General features: G+C 72.4%; 17 protein-coding genes and 1 pseudogene. 7 read left to right on the top strand and 11 right to left on the bottom strand.

All coding sequences use genetic code 11. From position 1 onward, the window contains the following. Positions 1-94: 94 nt before the first annotated feature. On the top strand, positions 95-481 hold the full coding sequence (locus PV343_RS30660; protein WP_319150302.1) for an ArsR/SmtB family transcription factor: 387 nt from the start codon (positions 95-97) through the stop codon (positions 479-481). 336 nt (positions 482-817) lie between these two features. On the opposite strand, the gene PV343_RS30655 is transcribed toward PV343_RS30660, so the two are convergent. The 4 genes from PV343_RS30655 to PV343_RS30640 all read right to left on the bottom strand — a co-directional run bounded on the left by PV343_RS30655 (position 818) and on the right by PV343_RS30640 (position 3,814). Continuing rightward, positions 818-1,252: a VOC family protein gene (locus PV343_RS30655; RefSeq protein WP_319150301.1), complete on the bottom strand. Its 435-nt coding sequence runs from the start codon at positions 1,250-1,252 to the stop codon at positions 818-820. Between the two features lie 138 nt (positions 1,253-1,390). Then, complete coding sequence (locus tag PV343_RS30650; protein WP_319150300.1) at positions 1,391-1,669, bottom strand: DUF5133 domain-containing protein; 279 nt, start codon at positions 1,667-1,669, stop codon at positions 1,391-1,393. Positions 1,670-1,703: 34 nt separating this feature from the next. Beyond that, entirely contained in the window at positions 1,704-2,558 is an 855-nt protein-coding gene (locus tag PV343_RS30645) for a SigB/SigF/SigG family RNA polymerase sigma factor (RefSeq protein WP_319150299.1), read from the bottom strand. 281 nt (positions 2,559-2,839) lie between these two features. After that, positions 2,840-3,814 carry a hypothetical protein gene (locus PV343_RS30640; RefSeq protein WP_319150364.1) on the bottom strand — a complete coding sequence of 325 codons (975 nt, stop codon included), beginning with the start codon at positions 3,812-3,814 and terminating at the stop codon, positions 2,840-2,842. A gap of 494 nt (positions 3,815-4,308) precedes the next feature. Here PV343_RS30640 and PV343_RS30635 point away from each other — a divergent pair, with 494 nt between their 5' ends. After that, complete coding sequence (locus PV343_RS30635) at positions 4,309-5,508, top strand: cysteine desulfurase-like protein (protein ID WP_319150298.1); 1,200 nt, start codon at positions 4,309-4,311, stop codon at positions 5,506-5,508. A gap of 72 nt (positions 5,509-5,580) precedes the next feature. Here the strand turns inward: PV343_RS30635 and PV343_RS30630 are convergent, their stop codons facing one another. The 3 genes and pseudogenes from PV343_RS30630 to PV343_RS30620 form a co-directional block, all read right to left on the bottom strand. Further along, positions 5,581-6,831 (bottom strand): cytochrome P450, encoded by a 1,251-nt coding sequence (locus PV343_RS30630; RefSeq protein ID WP_319150297.1) that lies wholly within the window; start codon positions 6,829-6,831, stop codon positions 5,581-5,583. A gap of 91 nt (positions 6,832-6,922) precedes the next feature. Then, positions 6,923-7,669 (bottom strand): endonuclease/exonuclease/phosphatase family protein, encoded by a 747-nt coding sequence (locus tag PV343_RS30625; RefSeq protein WP_319150296.1) that lies wholly within the window; start codon positions 7,667-7,669, stop codon positions 6,923-6,925. Positions 7,670-7,757: 88 nt separating this feature from the next. After that, a pseudogene (locus PV343_RS30620) lies at positions 7,758-8,000 on the bottom strand (phosphogluconate dehydrogenase C-terminal domain-containing protein); the annotation flags it as partial. Between the two features lie 167 nt (positions 8,001-8,167). Here PV343_RS30620 and PV343_RS30615 point away from each other — a divergent pair. Both PV343_RS30615 and PV343_RS30610 read left to right on the top strand, forming a co-directional pair. Then, positions 8,168-10,225, top strand: a complete 2,058-nt coding sequence (locus PV343_RS30615) for a tetratricopeptide repeat protein (RefSeq protein WP_319150295.1) — start codon at positions 8,168-8,170, stop codon at positions 10,223-10,225. 1 nt (position 10,226) lies between these two features. Next, the gene (locus PV343_RS30610; protein ID WP_319150294.1) at positions 10,227-10,628 is read left to right on the top strand and encodes a substrate-binding domain-containing protein; all 402 of its coding nucleotides are present in this window, start codon (positions 10,227-10,229) and stop codon (positions 10,626-10,628) included. A gap of 20 nt (positions 10,629-10,648) precedes the next feature. Here PV343_RS30610 and PV343_RS30605 read toward each other — a convergent pair whose 3' ends face one another. Next, entirely contained in the window at positions 10,649-10,948 is a 300-nt protein-coding gene (locus tag PV343_RS30605) for a hypothetical protein (protein WP_319150293.1), read from the bottom strand. 353 nt (positions 10,949-11,301) lie between these two features. Between PV343_RS30605 and PV343_RS30600 the strand changes: the two genes are divergently transcribed. After that, positions 11,302-12,483 carry a CapA family protein gene (locus PV343_RS30600; RefSeq protein ID WP_319150292.1) on the top strand — a complete coding sequence of 394 codons (1,182 nt, stop codon included), beginning with the start codon at positions 11,302-11,304 and terminating at the stop codon, positions 12,481-12,483. A 16-nt stretch (positions 12,484-12,499) separates the two neighbouring features. On the opposite strand, the gene PV343_RS30595 is transcribed toward PV343_RS30600, so the two are convergent. Next, positions 12,500-13,291, bottom strand: a complete 792-nt coding sequence (locus PV343_RS30595) for a DUF4239 domain-containing protein (protein ID WP_319150291.1) — start codon at positions 13,289-13,291, stop codon at positions 12,500-12,502. Between the two features lie 211 nt (positions 13,292-13,502). Between PV343_RS30595 and PV343_RS30590 the strand changes: the two genes are divergently transcribed. Continuing rightward, positions 13,503-15,506, top strand: coding sequence for a hypothetical protein (locus PV343_RS30590; protein WP_319150290.1), 2,004 nt, complete (start codon positions 13,503-13,505; stop codon positions 15,504-15,506). Positions 15,507-15,531: 25 nt separating this feature from the next. On the opposite strand, the gene PV343_RS30585 is transcribed toward PV343_RS30590, so the two are convergent. Both PV343_RS30585 and PV343_RS30580 read right to left on the bottom strand, forming a co-directional pair. Then, positions 15,532-15,870 (bottom strand): STAS domain-containing protein, encoded by a 339-nt coding sequence (locus tag PV343_RS30585; protein WP_319150289.1) that lies wholly within the window; start codon positions 15,868-15,870, stop codon positions 15,532-15,534. Positions 15,871-16,238: 368 nt separating this feature from the next. Next, positions 16,239-17,018: a VOC family protein gene (locus tag PV343_RS30580; protein WP_319150288.1), complete on the bottom strand. Its 780-nt coding sequence runs from the start codon at positions 17,016-17,018 to the stop codon at positions 16,239-16,241. A 177-nt stretch (positions 17,019-17,195) separates the two neighbouring features. On the opposite strand from PV343_RS30580, the gene PV343_RS30575 reads away from it, so the two are divergent. Next, positions 17,196-17,483: a hypothetical protein gene (locus PV343_RS30575; protein WP_319150287.1), complete on the top strand. Its 288-nt coding sequence runs from the start codon at positions 17,196-17,198 to the stop codon at positions 17,481-17,483. Positions 17,484-17,595: the final 112 nt, after the last annotated feature.

Raw genomic sequence — 17,595 nt, 5'->3', positions numbered from 1 at the left:
GACCGAGAAAAATGAATAGGCAGGACTCATGGCGCGGCTGTGTCCCGGGCACCGCCGCGCCGTGAGAGGCCACTAGACAGGCAGGAAGAACGCCATGCAGGTTCCGCTCTATCAAGCCAAAGCCGAGTTCTTCCGTATGCTGGGGCATCCCACGCGCATCAGGGTCCTGGAACTGCTGCAGCACGGCCCGGTCCCGGTGAGGGACCTGCTCGCCGACATCGAGATCGAGCCCTCCAGCCTCTCGCAGCAACTGGCGGTCCTGCGCCGCGCCGGCATCGTCGTGTCCACCCGGGAGGGCTCCACCGTCACGTACGCGCTCGCCGGTGGCGATGTCGCCGAACTCCTGCGCGCGGCCCGCCGCATCCTCACCGAGCTGCTGGCCGGGCGGAACCAGCTGCTGGCCGAACTACAGCAGACCGACACCTCTCCCCCACCGGCGACAGCCGCGAACAGACCCTCGGTCGAGACCGGCGTCCGCTGATCCGCCCGGGCCCGTGGGAGCGAGGTTCCGGTCGGACGCGTCCAAGCGGGTTGTTCGTGCGGCGCGGACGAGCCGAAAACCGGGTCGCCGCCGTTGTCCACGGCAGCCGAGACACCCGCGAGAAAGGCCCGACCGATGCGCCGCAACACCGTTCTGCTCTCCCTGTGCGCCCTCATCACCGCCGCCGCGACGGGCTTCCTCGCCACCACCGCGCTGCGCAGCCACCAGGACCTGCACTGACGACGCCTCCACCGCCGCATGGCGGCCGTGGAACAAAGGCGTCCGGGCCCGCCTCAGACGGGCCCGGACGCGGGTGCGGGACACTGTGCCGGACGCTCAGTCGAGACAGAACTCGTTGCCCTCGACGTCCTGCATCGTGATGCAGGACTCGTTCTCCTCGTCGGCCTCCTGCACCAGCACACAGGTCGCGCCGAGCGCGATCAGCCGGTCGCACTCGGCCTGGAGCGTGGCGAGGCGCTCCGCGCCCACGAGGCCGGTGCCGGCCCGTACGTCGAGGTGCACCCGGTTCTTGGCGACCTTCCCTTCCGGGACGCGCTGGAAGTACAGCCGCGGGCCCACTCCCGAGGGATCACTGCACGCGAACCAGGCACCCTGCTGCTCAGGCGGCAGCGAGCGCTCGTACGCGTCCCACGAGTCGAACCCCTCCGGCGGCGCCGGCACGACGTACCCCAGCACCTCGCACCAGAAGCGGGCGACGCGCTCCGGTTCGGCGCAGTCGAAGGTGACTTGGAACTTCCTGATCGATGACATCGGCGCACCATAGCAGCGGGTTCCGGTGTGGATCTCCCCAATAAACCAGGGGCGTCGGGAAGCGGATGGAGCCACCGCAGGCTTCGACCCGGACCGGTCTCGTCCGTGGGGCCCGGACGGTTCAGGTGCGTCGGCCGCTCAGCCCACCGAGGTCTCGGGCATCCGCGCCTCGGCGGCCGGGCCTCTGTTCTCCATCGGCGTGAGCGGTTCGGGCCAGATCTCCTCCGTGCCGAGGTAGGCGCTCGCCACCTCGAGCGCCTGGGTGACCTCGCGCGTACCGGTCGACACACACAGGGTGTACGCCAGGTCCTGCAGGGCCGGGCTGGGGGCGGTCTCGCCGGAAAGGGTCTCCTCGGCGAGGAGGGTCTCGTACTCCCTGACGAGCCGGCGCAGGGTGGCCGGAAGCGGCATCAGCATGCTGGAACGCTCCTTGAAGTGAGGACGGACGTGGTCATGCCGGGCGGCGGCCGCTGCCGGGCCGCTCGGCGAGGGCTTCGTCGCGTACGCGTGCGCAACTGCGGCTGATGAGCCGGGAGACGTGCATCTGGGAGATGCCGAACCGGTCGGCTATGCGGCTCTGCGTCATGCCCTCGAAGAAGCGCAGGTAGAGGATGGCCCGCTCGCGTTCTGGCAGCCGGCGCAGGCCTTCCTTGGCGGCCTCGCGGTCGACCACGACGTCGTACGCGGCGTCCGCCGCGCCCAGGGTGTCGGCGAGGCTGTATCCCTCGTCCTCCGCGGACAGTTCGGCGTCCAGGGACAGGGTGCTGAAGCTCTCCAGGGCCTCCATGCCCGCCCTGACCTCTTCCTCCGTGAGACCAGTGTGGGTGGCGATGTCCTCGACGGTGGGTTCGGGGGTGCCCGGGTTCTGGGTGAGTTCACGACGGGCCACGCGTACGCGGTTGCGCAGTTCCTGCACCCGGCGGGGCACCCGCAGGGCCCACATGCGGTCGCGGAAGTGCCGCTTGACCTCGCCGGTGATGGTGGGCACGGCGTAACTCTCGAAGGCTCCGCGGGAGGGGTCGAAGCGGTCGACGGCCTTGACCAGTCCCAGCGCGGCGACCTGCCGCAGGTCCTCGATGGACTCGCCACGGTCGCGGAAGCGCGAGGCGATCCGGTGGGCCATCGGAAGCCAGGCGGCGACGAGTTCGTCCCGAACGGCGTCCCGCTCGGGTCCGTCCCGGAGTTCCGCGAGCCGGGAGAAGAGGACGGCGGTGTCGGGAGCGTCGTGGTTTCGCCGCGCGGCCGGTTCGGCGGCGGATGCGGACTCGAGAGTACCGGGACGGCATTTCGACGTGTCGGTGAGCATGCGGATGTGCTCCTGAGCGATCTCACGGCTGACCCCGTGGGCGGTGCCGGGCGGGGTCGGTTCCGAACGGTGAATGTCAGGGTTTGCCGCACGGGGAGGAGCCGAGGCCGCCGGAGGGAACCAGCAGCCGGCCCAACCCGCTGGGCACGCGCCTCCGGTCCGAAGCACGAAATCCCGTTTGCCCTGCCGTATCAGCTGCAAACCGGGCATTCACGTTCCGCATCGGCACCGATGCTGCGGCGTCCCTCGCACGCCTCGCCAGGCGTCCGTGGCACCTGCGGTCACGAGGCGCGCCGCAGCGGCGCGATGGCGGCGGGGCCGACCGCGTCGGCCCCGAACTTCGCGCGGATACGGTCCATGGTCTCCTCGGCGACGAGCCGGGACTCGCGGGCGCTGTCCAGGCTGATCTGCTGGGCCACCTCGTCGGAGGCCACGAGGTCCTCGCCCTTCAGGACGATGGCGGTCAGCCGGGCTCGCTGGAGCCCGGCGGCGTCCATCAACCGGTAGGCCAGAACACGCAGATCGTCGTCGTGGGCCGACGGCTCGGTCAGGCGGCGGGTCCTGTCCCAACGGGTGCCGCCCGCGAACTTCAGTGTCAGGGTCAGGGCTTGGGCCGCCTGACCGCGGCGGCGCAGCAGGTGCCCGAGCTGGACGACCAGGTCCAGCAGCGCCGCCCGGACGGTGGCACCGTCGAGGGTGTGCTGGGGGAAGCGGTGGCGTACGCGGGCGGAGGCGGGCAGCGCCCGGGGTACGACAGGGCGGGGGTCGATGCCGCGGGCACGGTCCGCGGCGAGCCTGCCTGCCTTCCTGCCCAGCAGGCGCTGGACGGTGGCCGGGGAGACGGCGGCGAGCAGACCGACGTTGTGGATGCCGTAGTCGCGCAGGACGGCCGCCTGCTGCGGGCCGATGCCGTGCAGGGCCTCCAGGGGCAGGGGCCCGAGCCATCCGGTGACCCGCTCGGACGGGACGACGAGGACGCCTCCGGGGCCGGGGACCCGCCCGGAGGCGGTCGCGGCGACCGTGATCGTGGGGCCGATGCCGACCCGGACGTCCACTCCGAGGCGTGAGATGGACCTGACGCGCAGCACCTCGCCCAGGTGGGCGGCGTCGGTGCCGTGGTAGCGCAGCGCGCCCCTGAGCTCCACCAGGGCGCAGGTGGGCGGCAGCGCCTGGACGGTCGGGGACATCCCGGCGAGGAGTTCGAGCACCCTGCGGTACCGCTCCTCCGGCAGCCGGTCCGGGCACCGCACGTGCATCACCGTCGGTTGTTCGACCTGCGTCTTTCCGTTCTCCACGGCGGTCACCTCCACCCCCGACCATATCGAACAGAAAATCGAACACGCGACGCGAACCGGGGCTGGCTCTGCGACGGGCCGTCCAGCCACTGGTGCGGTGGGACGGCGCCGCCGTGCCACGTCGGCCCTGATCAGGGCCAGCGTGCTGTGCAGGTCCTCGGTCTCCAAGGTCACCTCGGGAGAGATCCCCGGCTCTCCGACCCAGCGGCTCATGCCCCGGGGAGGTCGAGAGCCGACAGCAGGTGACTCATCGCGCTGGGATAGGCGCCGACGCGCAGTGCGGCGAATCGGGCTGCTTCACCATGCGTGAACTCTCGCATCGCAATCCATCGCTTTACATGTGCCACCTCCCACGTCAGAGTCGGAGCACTGGACGGCCGCCCTTCCCACCGGTGCCGTACGCCGACGAGGCCGGTCGTCCGCGTGAACGGCGTCCCTCCCGGAAAGCTGAGGCCATGGCCATCGACGTGAACGCTCTGCGAGCCCACTTCCCCTCCCTCGACTCGGGCCTCGCCTTCTTCGACGGCCCCGGTGGGACCCAGACCCCCCGCCCCGTCGCCGACGCCATCGCCGCCACCCTGACCGGCCCGCTCTCCAACCGGGGTGTCACCAGCCCGTCCGAACTCAACGCCGAGCGGGCCGTGGTGGCGTTCCGGTCCGCCTATGCCGACCTGCTCGGCATGCCCGCGGACGGCATCGTCCACGGCCGCAGCGCCACCCAGCTCACCTACGACTTCTCCCGTCACCTCGCCAAGGACTGGAAGCGCGGCGACGAGATCGTCCTCAGCCGGCTGGACCACGACTGCAACATCCGCCCCTGGGTGCAGGCCGCCGAGCGCGCCGGAGTGACCGTCCGCTGGATCGAGATCGACCCCGACACCGCGGACCTCGACCTCGGCTCCGTCGAGCGCGCCCTGTCGCCGCGCACGCGTCTGGTCGCCCTCACCGCGGCCTCGAACGTGCTCGGCACCGTGCCGCAGGTCCGGCGGATCGCCGACCTGGCGCACGAGGCCGGGGCCCTGGTGTACGTGGACGGCGTGCACTACGCCGCCCATCACCTCGTCGACGTGCCGACCCTGGGCGCGGACCTGTTCGTCTGCTCCCCCTACAAGTTCCTCGGGCCGCACTGCGGTGTGCTCACCGGCTCCCCCGAACTCCTCGGCGCCATCCGGCCCGACAAGCTCCTGCCGTCTTCCGACGCGGTGCCCGAGCGCTTCGAGTTCGGCACCCTGCCGTACGAGATCCTGGCGGGCGCCACCGCCGCCGTGGACTTCCTCGCCGCCCTCGATCCCGGCGCGGGGACCACCCGCCGGGAGCGGCTCGCGCAGTCGCTGGGCTCCCTGCACGAGCACGAGCGGACGCTGCGCACCAGGCTGGAGGAGGGTCTGCGCGGCTTCGGCCCCGCCGTCACCCTCCACTCCAAGGCGGTCGACCGCACCCCTACCCTCCTGATGTCCTTCGACGGCCGTGACGCCCGCGAGGCCCAGGCGCACCTGGCCGCCCGCGACGTGGTGGCGCCCGCGGGGTCGTTCTACGCGTACGAGCCCTTCACCGCGCTCAAGCTCGAAGACCCGGCGTTGCGGGCCGGGCTCGCGCCGTACACCACCGCCGAGGACGTGGACCGACTCCTGCACGGCCTGTCCACGTTCCTCTGACGCGCGTTCGCGACACGCGCGTCAGTGCTGTACAGGCCCGTCCGAACACGCCGGACGGACGGGTCGGACCGGTCAAACTGATCGCACCGGTCGGACCGGGAGCGCTTCGACGCTGTTCCCGATGAAACTGCGCTGGCGGGGCAGTTCGGCCTCGGGGACGGCGAGGTCGAGGTCCGGGTAGCGGGTGAAGAGGCGTTCCAGGGCGATCGTGGCTTCGAGGCGGGCGAGCGGGGCGCCTACGCAGTAGTGCGCGCCCTGGCCGAAGGAGAGGTGCCGGGCCGCGCCGGGCCGGGTGACGTCGAAGCGGTCGGCGTCCGGGCCGTGGAAGGCCGCGTCACGCCCGGCGGCGCTGTATCCGGCGAGGACCGGGGTGCCCTGCGGGATCACGGTGCCGTCGAGGTCCAGGTCGCGGGTGGGGTAGCGGAACGGGAACCAGCTGACCGGGCCGTCCCAGCGCAGCGTCTCGTCCACCACGTCCGACCAGGTGGCCTTGCCCTCCAGGACGAGCGCCAGCTGGTCACGGTGGGTGCACAGGGCGCGTACGGCGTTGCTGATCAGGTTGAGGGTGGTCTCGTGGCCGGCGACCAGCATCAGGCGCATCGTGCCGATGAGTTCGGCCTCGCTGAGCCGGTCGCCGCCGTCCTCGCGGGCGGCTATGAGGGCGCTGGTCAGGTCGTCGCCGGGGGTGGCCCGGCGGGCGGCCGCGATCATGCCGAGCAGCTCGACGAGTTCGCGTACGGCGGCCATGACCTCAGCCGGGGTGGTGCCGGTGGCGATGATCACCGTGTAGCTGAGCTCGTGCAGCCGGCCACGGTGTTCGGGGTCGACGCCGAGCAACTCGCAGATGACGCTCAGCGGGAGCGGGAGCGCGAAGTGGGTGCGCAGGTCCGCGATGCCGTCCGGGTCCTCGGCGGCGGCCCGGCCGAGGTCGTCGAGGAGGCCGGCGGTCAGCTCCTCGATCCGCGGCCTCAGTCGCTCCACCTGGCGGGCGGTGAAGGCGTTGCCGACGAGGGAGCGCAGCCGGCGGTGGTCGGCGCCGTCGGCGGTGTGCATGCCCTGGGCGTTGGCGAAGACCCGCAGCGGCCAATCCGCGGGAATCGTCCCGTCGTTCAGGGCAGGGCAGTGCCGGGAGTCCTTGGCCACGTCGGGGTGGGACAGGAACTCCTTGAGCGCGTCGTGCCCCAGGACGACAGCGGCGGGCACCCCGCCCGGCAGGGTGATGTCCGCGACGGGCCCCCGGGCCCGCAGCTCGGCGTTCAGGGCGTGCGGGCAGCCACCGGCGGCGTCGACAGCATGAGCGGAAGCGGGGGTACGGGAGGACAAGCCGGAACTCCTGACCGACGGAACGGATACCGGCCCAACAGTGCGGTGCCGGAGGCTCGTTGCACAAGTCCGCACCGCCGCCACCTCCGTATTACGCGGCGGGCACCCGCAGGGCCGCCAGTACCGGGAGGTGGTCCGTGGCCGTGCGGAGGTCTTGTTCCGCGATTCCGGGGAGTCCCATCGGGACCCCGCAGCCCAGTACCTCCACGCCGGGCGTCGCGAAGACCGCGTCGATGCGCTGCAGCGGATCGCCCAGCCGGGTGGTGTGCTCGCGCCCCCATGGTCTCGTCGCCCAGCCGTCCTGCAAGGTATCCGCGAGCAGGCCGAAGGTGCGGCCGTCGGGGCGGTCGTTGAGGTCGCCCGCGGCGACGGCGTACGGCACGTCCAGGGCGGCCAGCCGGTCGAGGAGCAGCCGGCCCTGCTCGTAGCGCTCGTCGTCCTGGATGCTCAAATGGCAGCTGAGCACCCCGAGCCGGACGCGGCCGAACCGCAGCACGGCGGTCGCGAAGCCGCGCTGGTGGAGGCCGGGGGTCCGGGGCAGCAGGACGTCCTCGGTGCGCTCCACGTGTGCGCGGAGCGAGGAGAGGATCATGGGGCCGGAAGCGGTGGCGCCGCCCGAGACGTACACCAGCTCAGAGGTTCGGGCGAGACGGGCGGCGGCCTTGCGCCAGCGGAAGAAGCGTGGCGCCTCCTGCACGCAGACGACGTCCGGACGGCAGGCCCGGATCACCCGGGCGAGCGCGTCGACGTCGTCGCGCATGGAGCGGACGTTGTAACTGAGCACGCGTACGACCACGGAGCCGTCCGGCTCCGTGGTCGAGTCAGGCAGATCCCGCACGTCACCCCTCCACGCGATGAGCAAGGGTCCCGTCTCCGACGGGCGGTGACGGCCCCACCCGGTTCGTGTTCCGTCGGGACGGATCCTACGTCCGGGTCGTCGCATCGGTGAGCAGGGCGCCGACCATGCAGGCGATGGTCTCGACGAGCGTCGGCTCCAGGACGGCGAGCTGCTTGACGGTGACCCAGTGGACGTCGACCACCGGCGCGTACACCACGCGGATGAGGGACTCGGCCAGCTCCCGCTTGGCGCTGTCGCCGCCCTCGTACGCGGCGACCACTTCCTGCCGCGTGGCGATCCCGCCGAAGATGTCCTGCCGCTCCTCCTCGGTGCGGACGCCCCCGCCCCGCGAGAGCAACAACTCCCGCCGAGTGCCTTACGGCGTGGCAGGTGCGGTGACGAGAATGGACGTCCACTTCACGCCCTGGGGGCAGCGTGTTGCCATATCGTCGTCGAGAAGCCGGTCCGAGCCGGGGCTGGCTGAAATACCTGACCGCGGTGGGGATCGGGGCCTGCGCGCTGGGCCTCGCCGCCACGTGGACGACCGGTCCCCTCGCCACCGGGATCGGTGCGGGCGTCACGGCCGTGTACAGCCTCGTGGCGGACCACCTGCGGCCGCAACGGGCCGGTTCGCAGGCCGCGGCCCTGCTGCGGACCACGTCGGGCCGCATTCCGAAGTTCCACCAGCTGGACCGTCCCGAACTGGCCGGGGTGCACCCCGCGGACGGGCAGCACGCTCAGCCTGCACCCCCTTACGTGGAACGTGACGCCGAGCCGCTGCTCCGGGAAGCGCTGGCACAGGGCGGCTTCGTGCTCATCGTGGGCGAGTCGACCGCCGGGAAGACGCGACTGGCGTACGAGGTGGCCCGGTCGCTGTTCCCCCGGCACGCCTTCGTACGCCCGTTGACCAGGACCGCGCTGTCCGCCGCCATCGACGTGGCCCGGCGTCGCAGGCGCGCCGTCCTGTGGCTGGACGACCTGGAGGACTTCCTGGGTGCCGACGGCGTGACCCCGTCCATGCTGGCCGGGCTGCTCCAGGGGCCGCCCGGGCGTGCGGTGGTGCTGGCGACGATGCGCTCGCAGGAGTACCGCCGCTACGACGCCCGGGAGGAGAGCAGGCTCACCGGGTCCGACCGGGACGCATGGCGGGTCCAGCGGGAGGTGCTGGACCGGGCGAGGCGGATCCGCCTCGCCCGGCACTGGTCGCAGGCGGAGCAGCGTCGTGCCGAGGCGCACCGCGCCGATCCTCGGATCCGGCTCGCCCTGCAGAGCTGCGACCGGTTCGGTGTCGCCGAAGTAGTCGCGGCGGGACCCGAGTTGCGAGCCGCCTGGGAGAACGCCTGGGCGCCCGGGACCAATCCGCGTGGCGCGGCCGTGGTGGCCGCCGCGGTCGACTGCCGCCGCTCGGGGCTGCGGCGCCCGGTGAGCAGACAGTGGCTGCAGGAACTGCATCCCCCGTATCTCGCCGAGCGCGGCGGGCCGGACCTGCAACCGGAGCCGTTCGAGCAGGCGATGCGGTGGGCCTGCGAGGCCGCCTATGCGACGAGCGGGCTGCTGGTCGGCAGTTACAGCCAGGGCTACCTGGCCTTCGACTACCTGCTCAACACTCCGGGGCTGCCGCCGGTGCCGGATCATCTGTGGGAGGCGTTGCTGAGCCGGGTCGGGCCCGCCGACGCATACGACATGGGGCTGGTCGCCCACCAGGCGAACCAGCTGTCGCGGGCGGTGATGGCGCTCGAACGGGCCGAGGCCGGTGGGGCGGCCGGCGCGGACTTCCTGCTGGCGATCTCGGTCGGCGACCGTGGGTGGCCGCGCCAGGCGGTGCGCAATCTGGAGGACGTCGTACGACGAAGGCGCGCCGCGCTCGGACCGCGCCATCCCGAGACCCTCGCGGCCCGGCATCAACTGGCCTTCTTCACCGGGGAGGCGGGCGACGCGCAGGCCGCCGCGGCGGCTTTCGGCGAACTGGTCGGCGACACGACGGCGGCCCTGGGGCCGGACCACACCGACACGCTGGCCGCGCGCCACCAGCAGGCGTACTTCGCCGGGGAGGCCGGCGACCCCACGACAGCGGTACGGGAGCTGCGGGCTCTCCTGGACGACCGATTACGGCTGGAGGGACCTGACCATCCCCAGGTCCTCGCCACCCGGCGCAGTCTCATCTGGTTCTCCAGCCTCCACGAGGATCTCACCGGGGCGCGACTGCGCCTGGGGCGCCTCCTGGAGGATGCGCGGGACCGCCTCGGGCCGGACGACCCGCACACCCTGGCCATCGTGAGCACCCAGGCCGCGCTCGCCGCCCGGGCGGGCCTGGCCGACGAGGCGGAGGCGGCGTTCGCGCGGCTGGTGACGGACCGCAGCCGGGTGCTCGGGGCAGACCACCCCCACGTCGTGCACACCCGCCTGCAGCGGTGCCAGGCACTGATGGCCCAGGGCCGCACCGTGCGGGCACATGAGTTGCTGACCTCGGTCCTCCGCGACGCGGAGCGGGTCCTCGAACCCGGGCACCGCCACGTTCGACTCGCGCGGCTCCTGCTGGGCGGAGCGCAGGAGTGAGATGACCCAAGGGAACGCCGAGGTCGGACAGGGCACCACGGCCGGGTTGCGGCGGTATTCGACACGGCCGGCGGCCCCACCCCGGGCGACGCACTGCTCGACCTCAGTCCGCGGCCCACGGCCCACGGCCGTCTTCGCCGTCAACGACACGGCCGCCATCGGCGTCATCGGAGCGCTGCGCGAACACGGGCTGCGGCCCGGCGACGACGTCGCCGTCATGGGGTCCAACGACATCCCCGTGGCGGCGGACATGCCCGTCCCCCTCAGCACGGTCCGCTCCCCCGTGTCCGAGATGGGCCGGCAGGCGATGTGCCTGCTCATAGACCGTCTGCAAGGACGACAGGTCCGTTCGAAGCGGCTGCGCCCCCGGCTGATCGCACGGGCTTCGACGCTGGGCGAGTAGCCGTACGCGGGGGGCGCTCGTCAGCTCCCGTGATGCGGGAACTGCGCCAGCTGATCCTTCACCCAGGGGTCGTAGATCGCGAGTCGTCGTGCGGCCGCGGGATCGAACCAGGCCACCTGGCCCGCCACCCAGGGATCGATATGGCTGTGCCCGGCGGGCGGTCGTGACGCGTGGTGATCGGCCGCTGCCGTCGCGGCGGAAGCGGGCGACGCCGGCAGTGGGGTGGCCGCGCTCGCGGGGCCACCCACAGCGAGCAGCACGCCCGCGGCGGCCACAGCGGAAGCACCCGTGACGGCGCACCGTCGTATCAGCTTGCTCACGGTCTGTCCTCCAGCATCCTCTAGCAGCAGATCCAAAGCGGAATCAGTGACTCCGGTCGGCTCGCCTACCCCGCCCTATGGGAGCCACACACCCAGTCGTCGACAGATGCTGCTGGCGTGGCAGGCGCTGTGGTGGCTCATCATGGGCGCGGCCTCGGGGCTTGGGCCGGTCGGCCTTTCGTGTATTCATTTCCGGCCGCCCGGCCGCCCCCGACCGGCCCACCGACCGGCTGACCCGCACCTCCACCACCGGACTACAGCCCCCGGTCGACCTTCCGCGGACGGGACGCCCCCGGAAACACGCCGCCTCCGTCTTGCGCAGAGGAGGAAGGCACACTTCGTAGCATGAGCCGATGATCACGTCCCATGAGCAGGGCGCCCGGCGGCACGGGCGGCGGAAGACGGTGCGCCGTCGTCACCGTCTCGCTCTCGGTCTGGCCGGGGTCGGCGTGGTCGTCGCGGGGTGCGCCGTGGGGGGCGGCTCCGGGAAGCCGGGCCTCACCGGCTCCGCCGCCACTCCCCCGCGGACAGCCACGGCCACGTCCCCCCGGAGGCCGGCGGCGGCGCCTCCCGCGCCGCGCCCCACGGGGAACGTACGGATCGCCGCCGTGGGCGACGTGGTGATGGGCACCTTGCCGTACGACCTGCCGCCGGACGACGGCGCCTCGTTCTTCGAGCCGGTCGCCGACCTGCTCACGGGCGATGTGGTCCTCGGGAACCTGGAGGGCACTCTCACCACAGACGGCACCAGCAAGTGCGACGACGACAGCCCGAACTGCTTCGCGTTCCACGCCCCGCCGTCCTACGGCCGCTGGTACAAGGAGGCCGGGTTCACGGTCATGAACCTGGCCAACAACCACATCGACGACTTCGGGGCGGAGGGCCGGCGCGAGACGATGGACGCACTGCGTTCCGTGAACCTGCCGTTCACCGGCCGCCTCGGCCAGATCACCGTCCAGCGGGTGCGGGGCGTCAGGGTCGCGGTGGTCGGGTTCGCCCCGGACCAGGGGTCCAGCGACCTCAAGGACATCCCCGCCGCCAGGCGGCTCGTCTCCCGCGCCGCGAAGAAGGCGGACATCGTCGTCGTCATGATGCACGCCGGTGCGGAGGGGTCGGACCACACCCACGTCGAACCGGGCACCGAGTACTTCCTCGGCGAGGACCGCGGCGACAGCTACCGCTTCAGCCACGCGGTGATCGACGCCGGTGCCGACCTCGTGGTGGGCAGCGGCCCGCACGTCATGCGGGGCATGGAGTTCTACAAGGGCCGACTGATCGCCTACAGCCTGGGCAACTTCGCCGGCTACAAGGTGTTCGGCCTCGGCGGCCTCCTGTCCACCAGCGGCCTGCTCGACGTCACCCTCCGCGCCGACGGGACCTACGAGTCCGGACGCCTGCACCCGACCCGGATCGTGCAGCCGGGTACGCCGGAGCCGGGCGGCGACGGGATCGATCTCGTCGCCGGCCTGTCGGAGGAGGACTTCGGCCCGCAGGCCGCCCGGATCTCGTCGGACGGGACCATCCAGCGCCCCTGACCGGGCGCCGGCCCGCTCACCGCACCCAGTACTGCGCCAGGGCCCCTTCCCGGTACGGCGCCGGGCTGACACTGAGTTCGCCGGCGAACGGGCGGTCCAGGACGAAGACCAGCAGCAGACTGAAGCCGACCAGGGCCGCGACCGAGGCGACGAAGAGGAGCTGGACCCGCAGCTTGCGCATGCCGTAGAGGAAGGTGAGCGGGACCAGCACGATGGCACCGCCGAAGGCCAGGACCTGGAGGAGCGGGGGCAGTCGCTGCCCCGCCATGGTGAGACGGGCGCGGCGCTGGGAGGCCACGTCGTTGAGGTGGCTGACGGCCTCCTCGTAGAAGACCTCCTCGCGCCCGCTCTTCGGGTCGTAGGTCTGGAGCACGTGGAAGGCGTCCCGCAGGTGGCTCTCCGTGGCGCCGTAGCTCGGGTGCCCGGCCCGCATGCGGGGCCACTGGTCCTCGACGACCGCGTGGACGTAGCCGCTGAGGCTTGAGTCGATCCGGGCTCGTACGGAAGCCGGGAACGCGGCGGCGTCACGGGCGATGAGTGCCGCGTCCGTGGCCTCGGAGGCCACGATGGTCTGGGTGTCCTCCATCTGCGTCCACAAGGTGACGATGACGAACGCGAGGATGATGCCGTAGATGGCACCGAACATCCCCAGCGTCACCCCGACCATGTCGTTGTGCTCGCCCCGGGCCACCGAGGGATAGCGGCGGCGCAGCAGCACGCTGCCGGCGACGGCCAGGAGGACGGTCCCGCCGACGGCCACCACGGCGAGGGCGAACGTGCTGAGATGGTTCAGCAGCCAGAGCGACATGAGCGCGGAGTCTAGGGGTGGCCGCGGACACCGGAAACGCCAGGTCGGGGCTCAGGAGCGGAACCCCGGGCGGGAGTTCACCCCAGCGAGTGACCCGCGAGGCGGGTCCTGGCGCGCCGGGGGTCGGCCGGCCCGCGTGTGACCAGAGCCGGGTTCACTCGTTTGCCGGAATGCCAGGTCCCCCTCCTAGGCCGCGGAAGGCACCCGCCCGATGGTCTCGTCCTTGCTCAGCCGCTTCCCCAGGGTCTCCGCCCGCGGCCTGCTCCACGCCGAGCAGCGGCTCACCGAACGGTACGCCGATCTCGTCCGGCTGGCGTATCTGGCGTTGCCCCCGTCCCTGGGCAGGCACCGGCGCGTCCTGCTCGCCCACGCACTGGTGCAGCGGAGCCTGCCCGCCGCGGCGGCGGGCATCCCGGCGCCGCGCGACAGCTCGGACGACGTCTCCCCCATGTCCCGCTCGCTGTACGTGCCGGTGCTGCGCGAGGTGCTGGCCGTGTCCCGGCGGCCGCCGGGTTGGCCGGGGCATGTGCCGCCGCCGCGGATGCTGCTGCCCCGGCTGCCCCTGGTGTGGGGACTGCGGCTCGTTCCCCGTGCCGGCGGGGCCGACGAACTCGCCCTGAGCCGGGCGCTGTCCGTGCTGTCCGTGACGGCCAGCGCCGCCTTCACCCTGCTGAGGGTGGAGCGGCTGACCGAGACGGAGGCGCGAGGGGTGCTGGAGGCGGCCGGCTTCGACCGCGTCGAGACCGAGTTGGACTGCGCGCTCCAGCTCGATGCGACGCTCGACAGCAGCGTCGCCTCGATCCTGGCGTCCCAGGAGTTCGACCCGTGCACCGTGCGGGCCCGTCCGAGCGACCTGCTGCGCCGCCGCCGTCGTGTGCGCCTGGCGGGAACCGCTTTGCTGGTGGCCCTGATCACCGTGGTGACGCTGATGGTCTGTGACGGTGTTCCGCTCGTGTCGCCGACCCCCGGGCCGGCACCGCATCGTGTGTCCCGGTCCGCCGCCCCTGACGTCGACGACGTGGTCCGGGTGGCCCCGCAGACGTGGGCCGCCACCTCACGGGTGGACTTCACCGCCTGGCCGGCCCGCGGGAGCCTGGTGCACGACCGGGAGCTGCTGCGCCGGGCGTCGGCCGCCTGGGCCGGCGTTGACGACGGCACCAGGACGCGGATCACCCGCACCAACGGCACCCCTGCGGGCGCGCTCCTCGACGCACCGCATCTGCTCTACGCGGGACGGGTCGGCGGGAGCACGGTCGTGCTGCTCCACGACGGTCAACGCCTCGCCCGGTACGGCGAATCGGCGGGCACGGGCGCCCGCTCCCTCGTCCTGGCCCGGGTGGACGACGCGGACGTGACCACGGCGGCCGCCGTCGCCCTGGACATGGACGCGAGGCGCGACGCGGTGCGCTACCTGCTCGCCCCCTGGGTGGCCGAGTCCTGGACACGCGACCTGATGCGTCCCGACGCCCCGGCCCGTCCACTCGCGGTGGACGGCGACGGACTGACCACGTCGGTCCCGGTGTTCGGCACGGGCACCGACTGCGGCAGCCGCACCGTGCTCCAACTGCGGTCGTCCCCGCGCGTCGCCGAGCACCACGCCTTCCTGCTGGCCGGACTCGGCGACCTGACCCCCGTGCATCTCACGTACACCCCGCTGCCGACGCGCACCGCACCGCCCCGGCAGCCGCGCGAGGCCACCGGTCCCGCCGCCCTGCTCGCATGGGCGCGGGTGGGCTGCGCCGTCGGCTCGCTGCGCGGCTCCGGTGTCAAGGCGGTCAACGCCTGGGACTTCGCGGAGCAGCACCTGCCGGACGGGGCCGGGCGGGCCGTGTGGACCTGTTCACGGGCCGACACCTGGCGCGGCCCCGGCGACGTGACCGTGACGCTGCGCAGGACCGCCGCGCCGGCGGGCGAGCAGGCCCGGCCGGTGGCGAGGCTGCGGACGACCGGCGCGTGCGGCCGGTTCGGGCAGCACGTCGTCGTCCACGCGAACTGGCTCTCTCCGAAGGGCTCGTGGTACGTGCTCGTGGCGGGGAGCCGCGCCGTGACCGGACTCGCCGTCACCGGTGACGTGACAGCCGACGCCGACGGCCCCACCCTCGCGGCGCGTGCTCCGCGAGGGGCCCACACCCAGGTGCGGGCCCGGTCGGCCGCGGGCATGCGCACCATCGACCTGTCGGCGGAGCGGTCGGGACAGCGAGGCGGCGAGGGGTAGCCGGCTCCGCGCACCCAGCCCGCCGTCACCGCGCGGCGTGGCACTCCGACGGCGGCTGAGCCGCCGAGCCGGGATGGGTATCGGCATCGGGAGCGGGAACGGCCGCCGTGCGGAACCGCGCGCCCATGCCGGCGAGTTCCAGAACGCGCCGCGGCTGGCTCTGCAGGCCGGACAGTTCCAGGAGGCCGCCCTGCACACCGGCGTGCTCGTTCAGGAGTTGCAGCAGCCCCAGACCGCTGGCGTCCAGGAACGAAACTCCCGCGAGGTCGAGGCAGAGGGTACGGTCGCGGATGATCACCGTGTCCGTCACCTGGGTGATCCGTGGGCAGGTGTCGAAGTCCAGCTCGCCCACCACGGTGACCACGACGCGCTCCGCGTAATCACTGATGTGTACGCCGAAAGACGGCATGACGAAACCACCGTTCGGGTGTACAGCCCATCACGGTCGGCTCCCACTGCCGGAAGTAGGCCGTCACGCGCGCGGCATACGGCGCCGCATCACAGCCGAGCGAGACCACCCGCACCTTCCGTCGGCCACCGCTTCCTGTCACCGCACGGTGGCGCGGGGTCTCCCACCAGGCCAGGCTGGTTCTCCTTCGAGCGTGGCACATCGGGGCAACCGGCACCAGAGCACTTGGACAAAGGGCAGGTGTCGTACACCTGTCCGGGTCAGCGATCCGCAACGCCCTGCCCAAGGCCTGGTGTCCGGCACACGAGGACAGCGGACGTGTTCTACCGCGAGGCGGGTGTGATCATGGCGAACGGGGCGCCCTGCGGGTCGGCGACCACCGTCATACGGCCGGCCATCATGTCGAACGGCGGGGCCAGGACCGTGCCGTTGCGCTTGACCAGGGCGTCCACGGTGGAGTCGACGTCGTCGACCGCGAAGTAGGTCAGCCAGTGCGGCGGAGTGCCGGGCGGGTCGTTGGCGAGCAGGGTGGCACCCCCGACCGCGCGTCCGCCGACCCGCAGTTCCCAGTAGGCGTCCGCGCCGTCCAGCGGCTGGATGTCGATGCCGAACACCTGGCCGTAGAAGGCGGTGGCGGCGAGAACGTCGGTGGTGTGCAGCTCGTTCCAGGTCAGCGCGCCCGGTTCGTTGACCACTCGCGCGCCGTGGAACTCCTTGGGCTGCCAGACCCCGAACACCGCGCCCTGCGGGTCGGCGGCGACCAGCATCCGGCCGAGCCCGCCGACGTCGATCACCGGGACGAGCAGGGTGCCGCCCGCGGCGACGATCGCGTCCTGGGTGGCCTGGGCGTCGGTGCTGGCCAGGTAGCTGGTCCAGACGGTGGGCGGTTCCGGCTCACCCTCGGGGGACATCGTCGGGCCGATGCCGGCCACCGGACGGCCGTGCAGCTCGCAGACCGCGTACCCGCCGAACTCGGCCGGACCCGGCTGCCCCTGCCAGCCGAGCAGGTCACGGTAGAAGTCCAGCGCGGCCTGCTGGTCCCTCGCCATCAGGTCGACCCAGCAAGGCGTGCCGGTCGCGTACGGAACAGCCACTTCTGGCATCTTCGCCCCTTTTCGTGCGGTGTGCCCGCCAGCCTTCCGTCAGGAGCGGCGATCCGCAGCCCGACACGCCGCCGCCCCCTGCGCGGACGGGGCGGTGGCCGACTCCGGCCACGGCGATGCGCTGTCGGCGCGGTTCGCGGGTAGTCGCGATCCGACCGATGAAAGGAGACCTGACCGATGGCCAACGAGACGAGCTCCGCCAGAATCACGGGGAAGGTCCAGGGCAGGGACATCGTCCTGGACGGCCGCCTGTCCGAGGACGAGATCCGGGACCGGGTGTGGTGGTGGCGGACCCCCCGTCCCGACTCCGGGGACCAGGAGGATCACGGGCACGAGTACGACGGCTCCCGGCGGGACGTGATCGCCACCCTGGGCGGCTACTACGAGGTTCCCGGCGATCCCGGCACGCCCGAGGGCGGGGAACTGCTGGAGATGCTGCACGCGGAGCTCAATCCGGACGACTGAAGAGCCCCGGGGTTGGCTCAGTACGCGGAGTTGACGTTGTCGATGGAGCCGTAGCGGTGGGCGGCGTAGTTGGCGGCGGCGGTGATGTTGGCGACCGGGTCGGTGGAGTTGT

The organism is Streptomyces sp. WI03-4A (assembly GCF_033792105.1).
GTDB classification, from domain to species: domain Bacteria; phylum Actinomycetota; class Actinomycetes; order Streptomycetales; family Streptomycetaceae; genus Streptomyces; species Streptomyces collinus_A.
This window is presented reverse-complemented; position numbering and strand designations above follow the sequence as displayed.

What these genes read in the sequence shown, in the direction of transcription:
- PV343_RS30575 (WP_319150287.1), top strand. Translation starts at nt 17,196, where the DNA reads ATGGCCAACGAGACGAGCTCCGCCAGAATCACGGGGAAGGTCCAGGGC.
- PV343_RS30590 (WP_319150290.1), top strand. Translation starts at nt 13,503, where the DNA reads ATGGTCTCGTCCTTGCTCAGCCGCTTCCCCAGGGTCTCCGCCCGCGGC.
- PV343_RS30645 (WP_319150299.1), bottom strand. Translation starts at nt 2,558, where the DNA reads ATGCTCACCGACACGTCGAAATGCCGTCCCGGTACTCTCGAGTCCGCA.
- PV343_RS30610 (WP_319150294.1), top strand. Translation starts at nt 10,227, where the DNA reads ATGACCCAAGGGAACGCCGAGGTCGGACAGGGCACCACGGCCGGGTTG.
- PV343_RS30580 (WP_319150288.1), bottom strand. Translation starts at nt 17,018, where the DNA reads ATGCCAGAAGTGGCTGTTCCGTACGCGACCGGCACGCCTTGCTGGGTC.
- PV343_RS30600 (WP_319150292.1), top strand. Translation starts at nt 11,302, where the DNA reads ATGATCACGTCCCATGAGCAGGGCGCCCGGCGGCACGGGCGGCGGAAG.
- PV343_RS30650 (WP_319150300.1), bottom strand. Translation starts at nt 1,669, where the DNA reads ATGCTGATGCCGCTTCCGGCCACCCTGCGCCGGCTCGTCAGGGAGTAC.
- PV343_RS30595 (WP_319150291.1), bottom strand. Translation starts at nt 13,291, where the DNA reads ATGTCGCTCTGGCTGCTGAACCATCTCAGCACGTTCGCCCTCGCCGTG.
- PV343_RS30660 (WP_319150302.1), top strand. Translation starts at nt 95, where the DNA reads ATGCAGGTTCCGCTCTATCAAGCCAAAGCCGAGTTCTTCCGTATGCTG.
- PV343_RS30640 (WP_319150364.1), bottom strand. Translation starts at nt 3,814, where the DNA reads ATGCACGTGCGGTGCCCGGACCGGCTGCCGGAGGAGCGGTACCGCAGG.
- PV343_RS30635 (WP_319150298.1), top strand. Translation starts at nt 4,309, where the DNA reads ATGGCCATCGACGTGAACGCTCTGCGAGCCCACTTCCCCTCCCTCGAC.
- PV343_RS30655 (WP_319150301.1), bottom strand. Translation starts at nt 1,252, where the DNA reads ATGTCATCGATCAGGAAGTTCCAAGTCACCTTCGACTGCGCCGAACCG.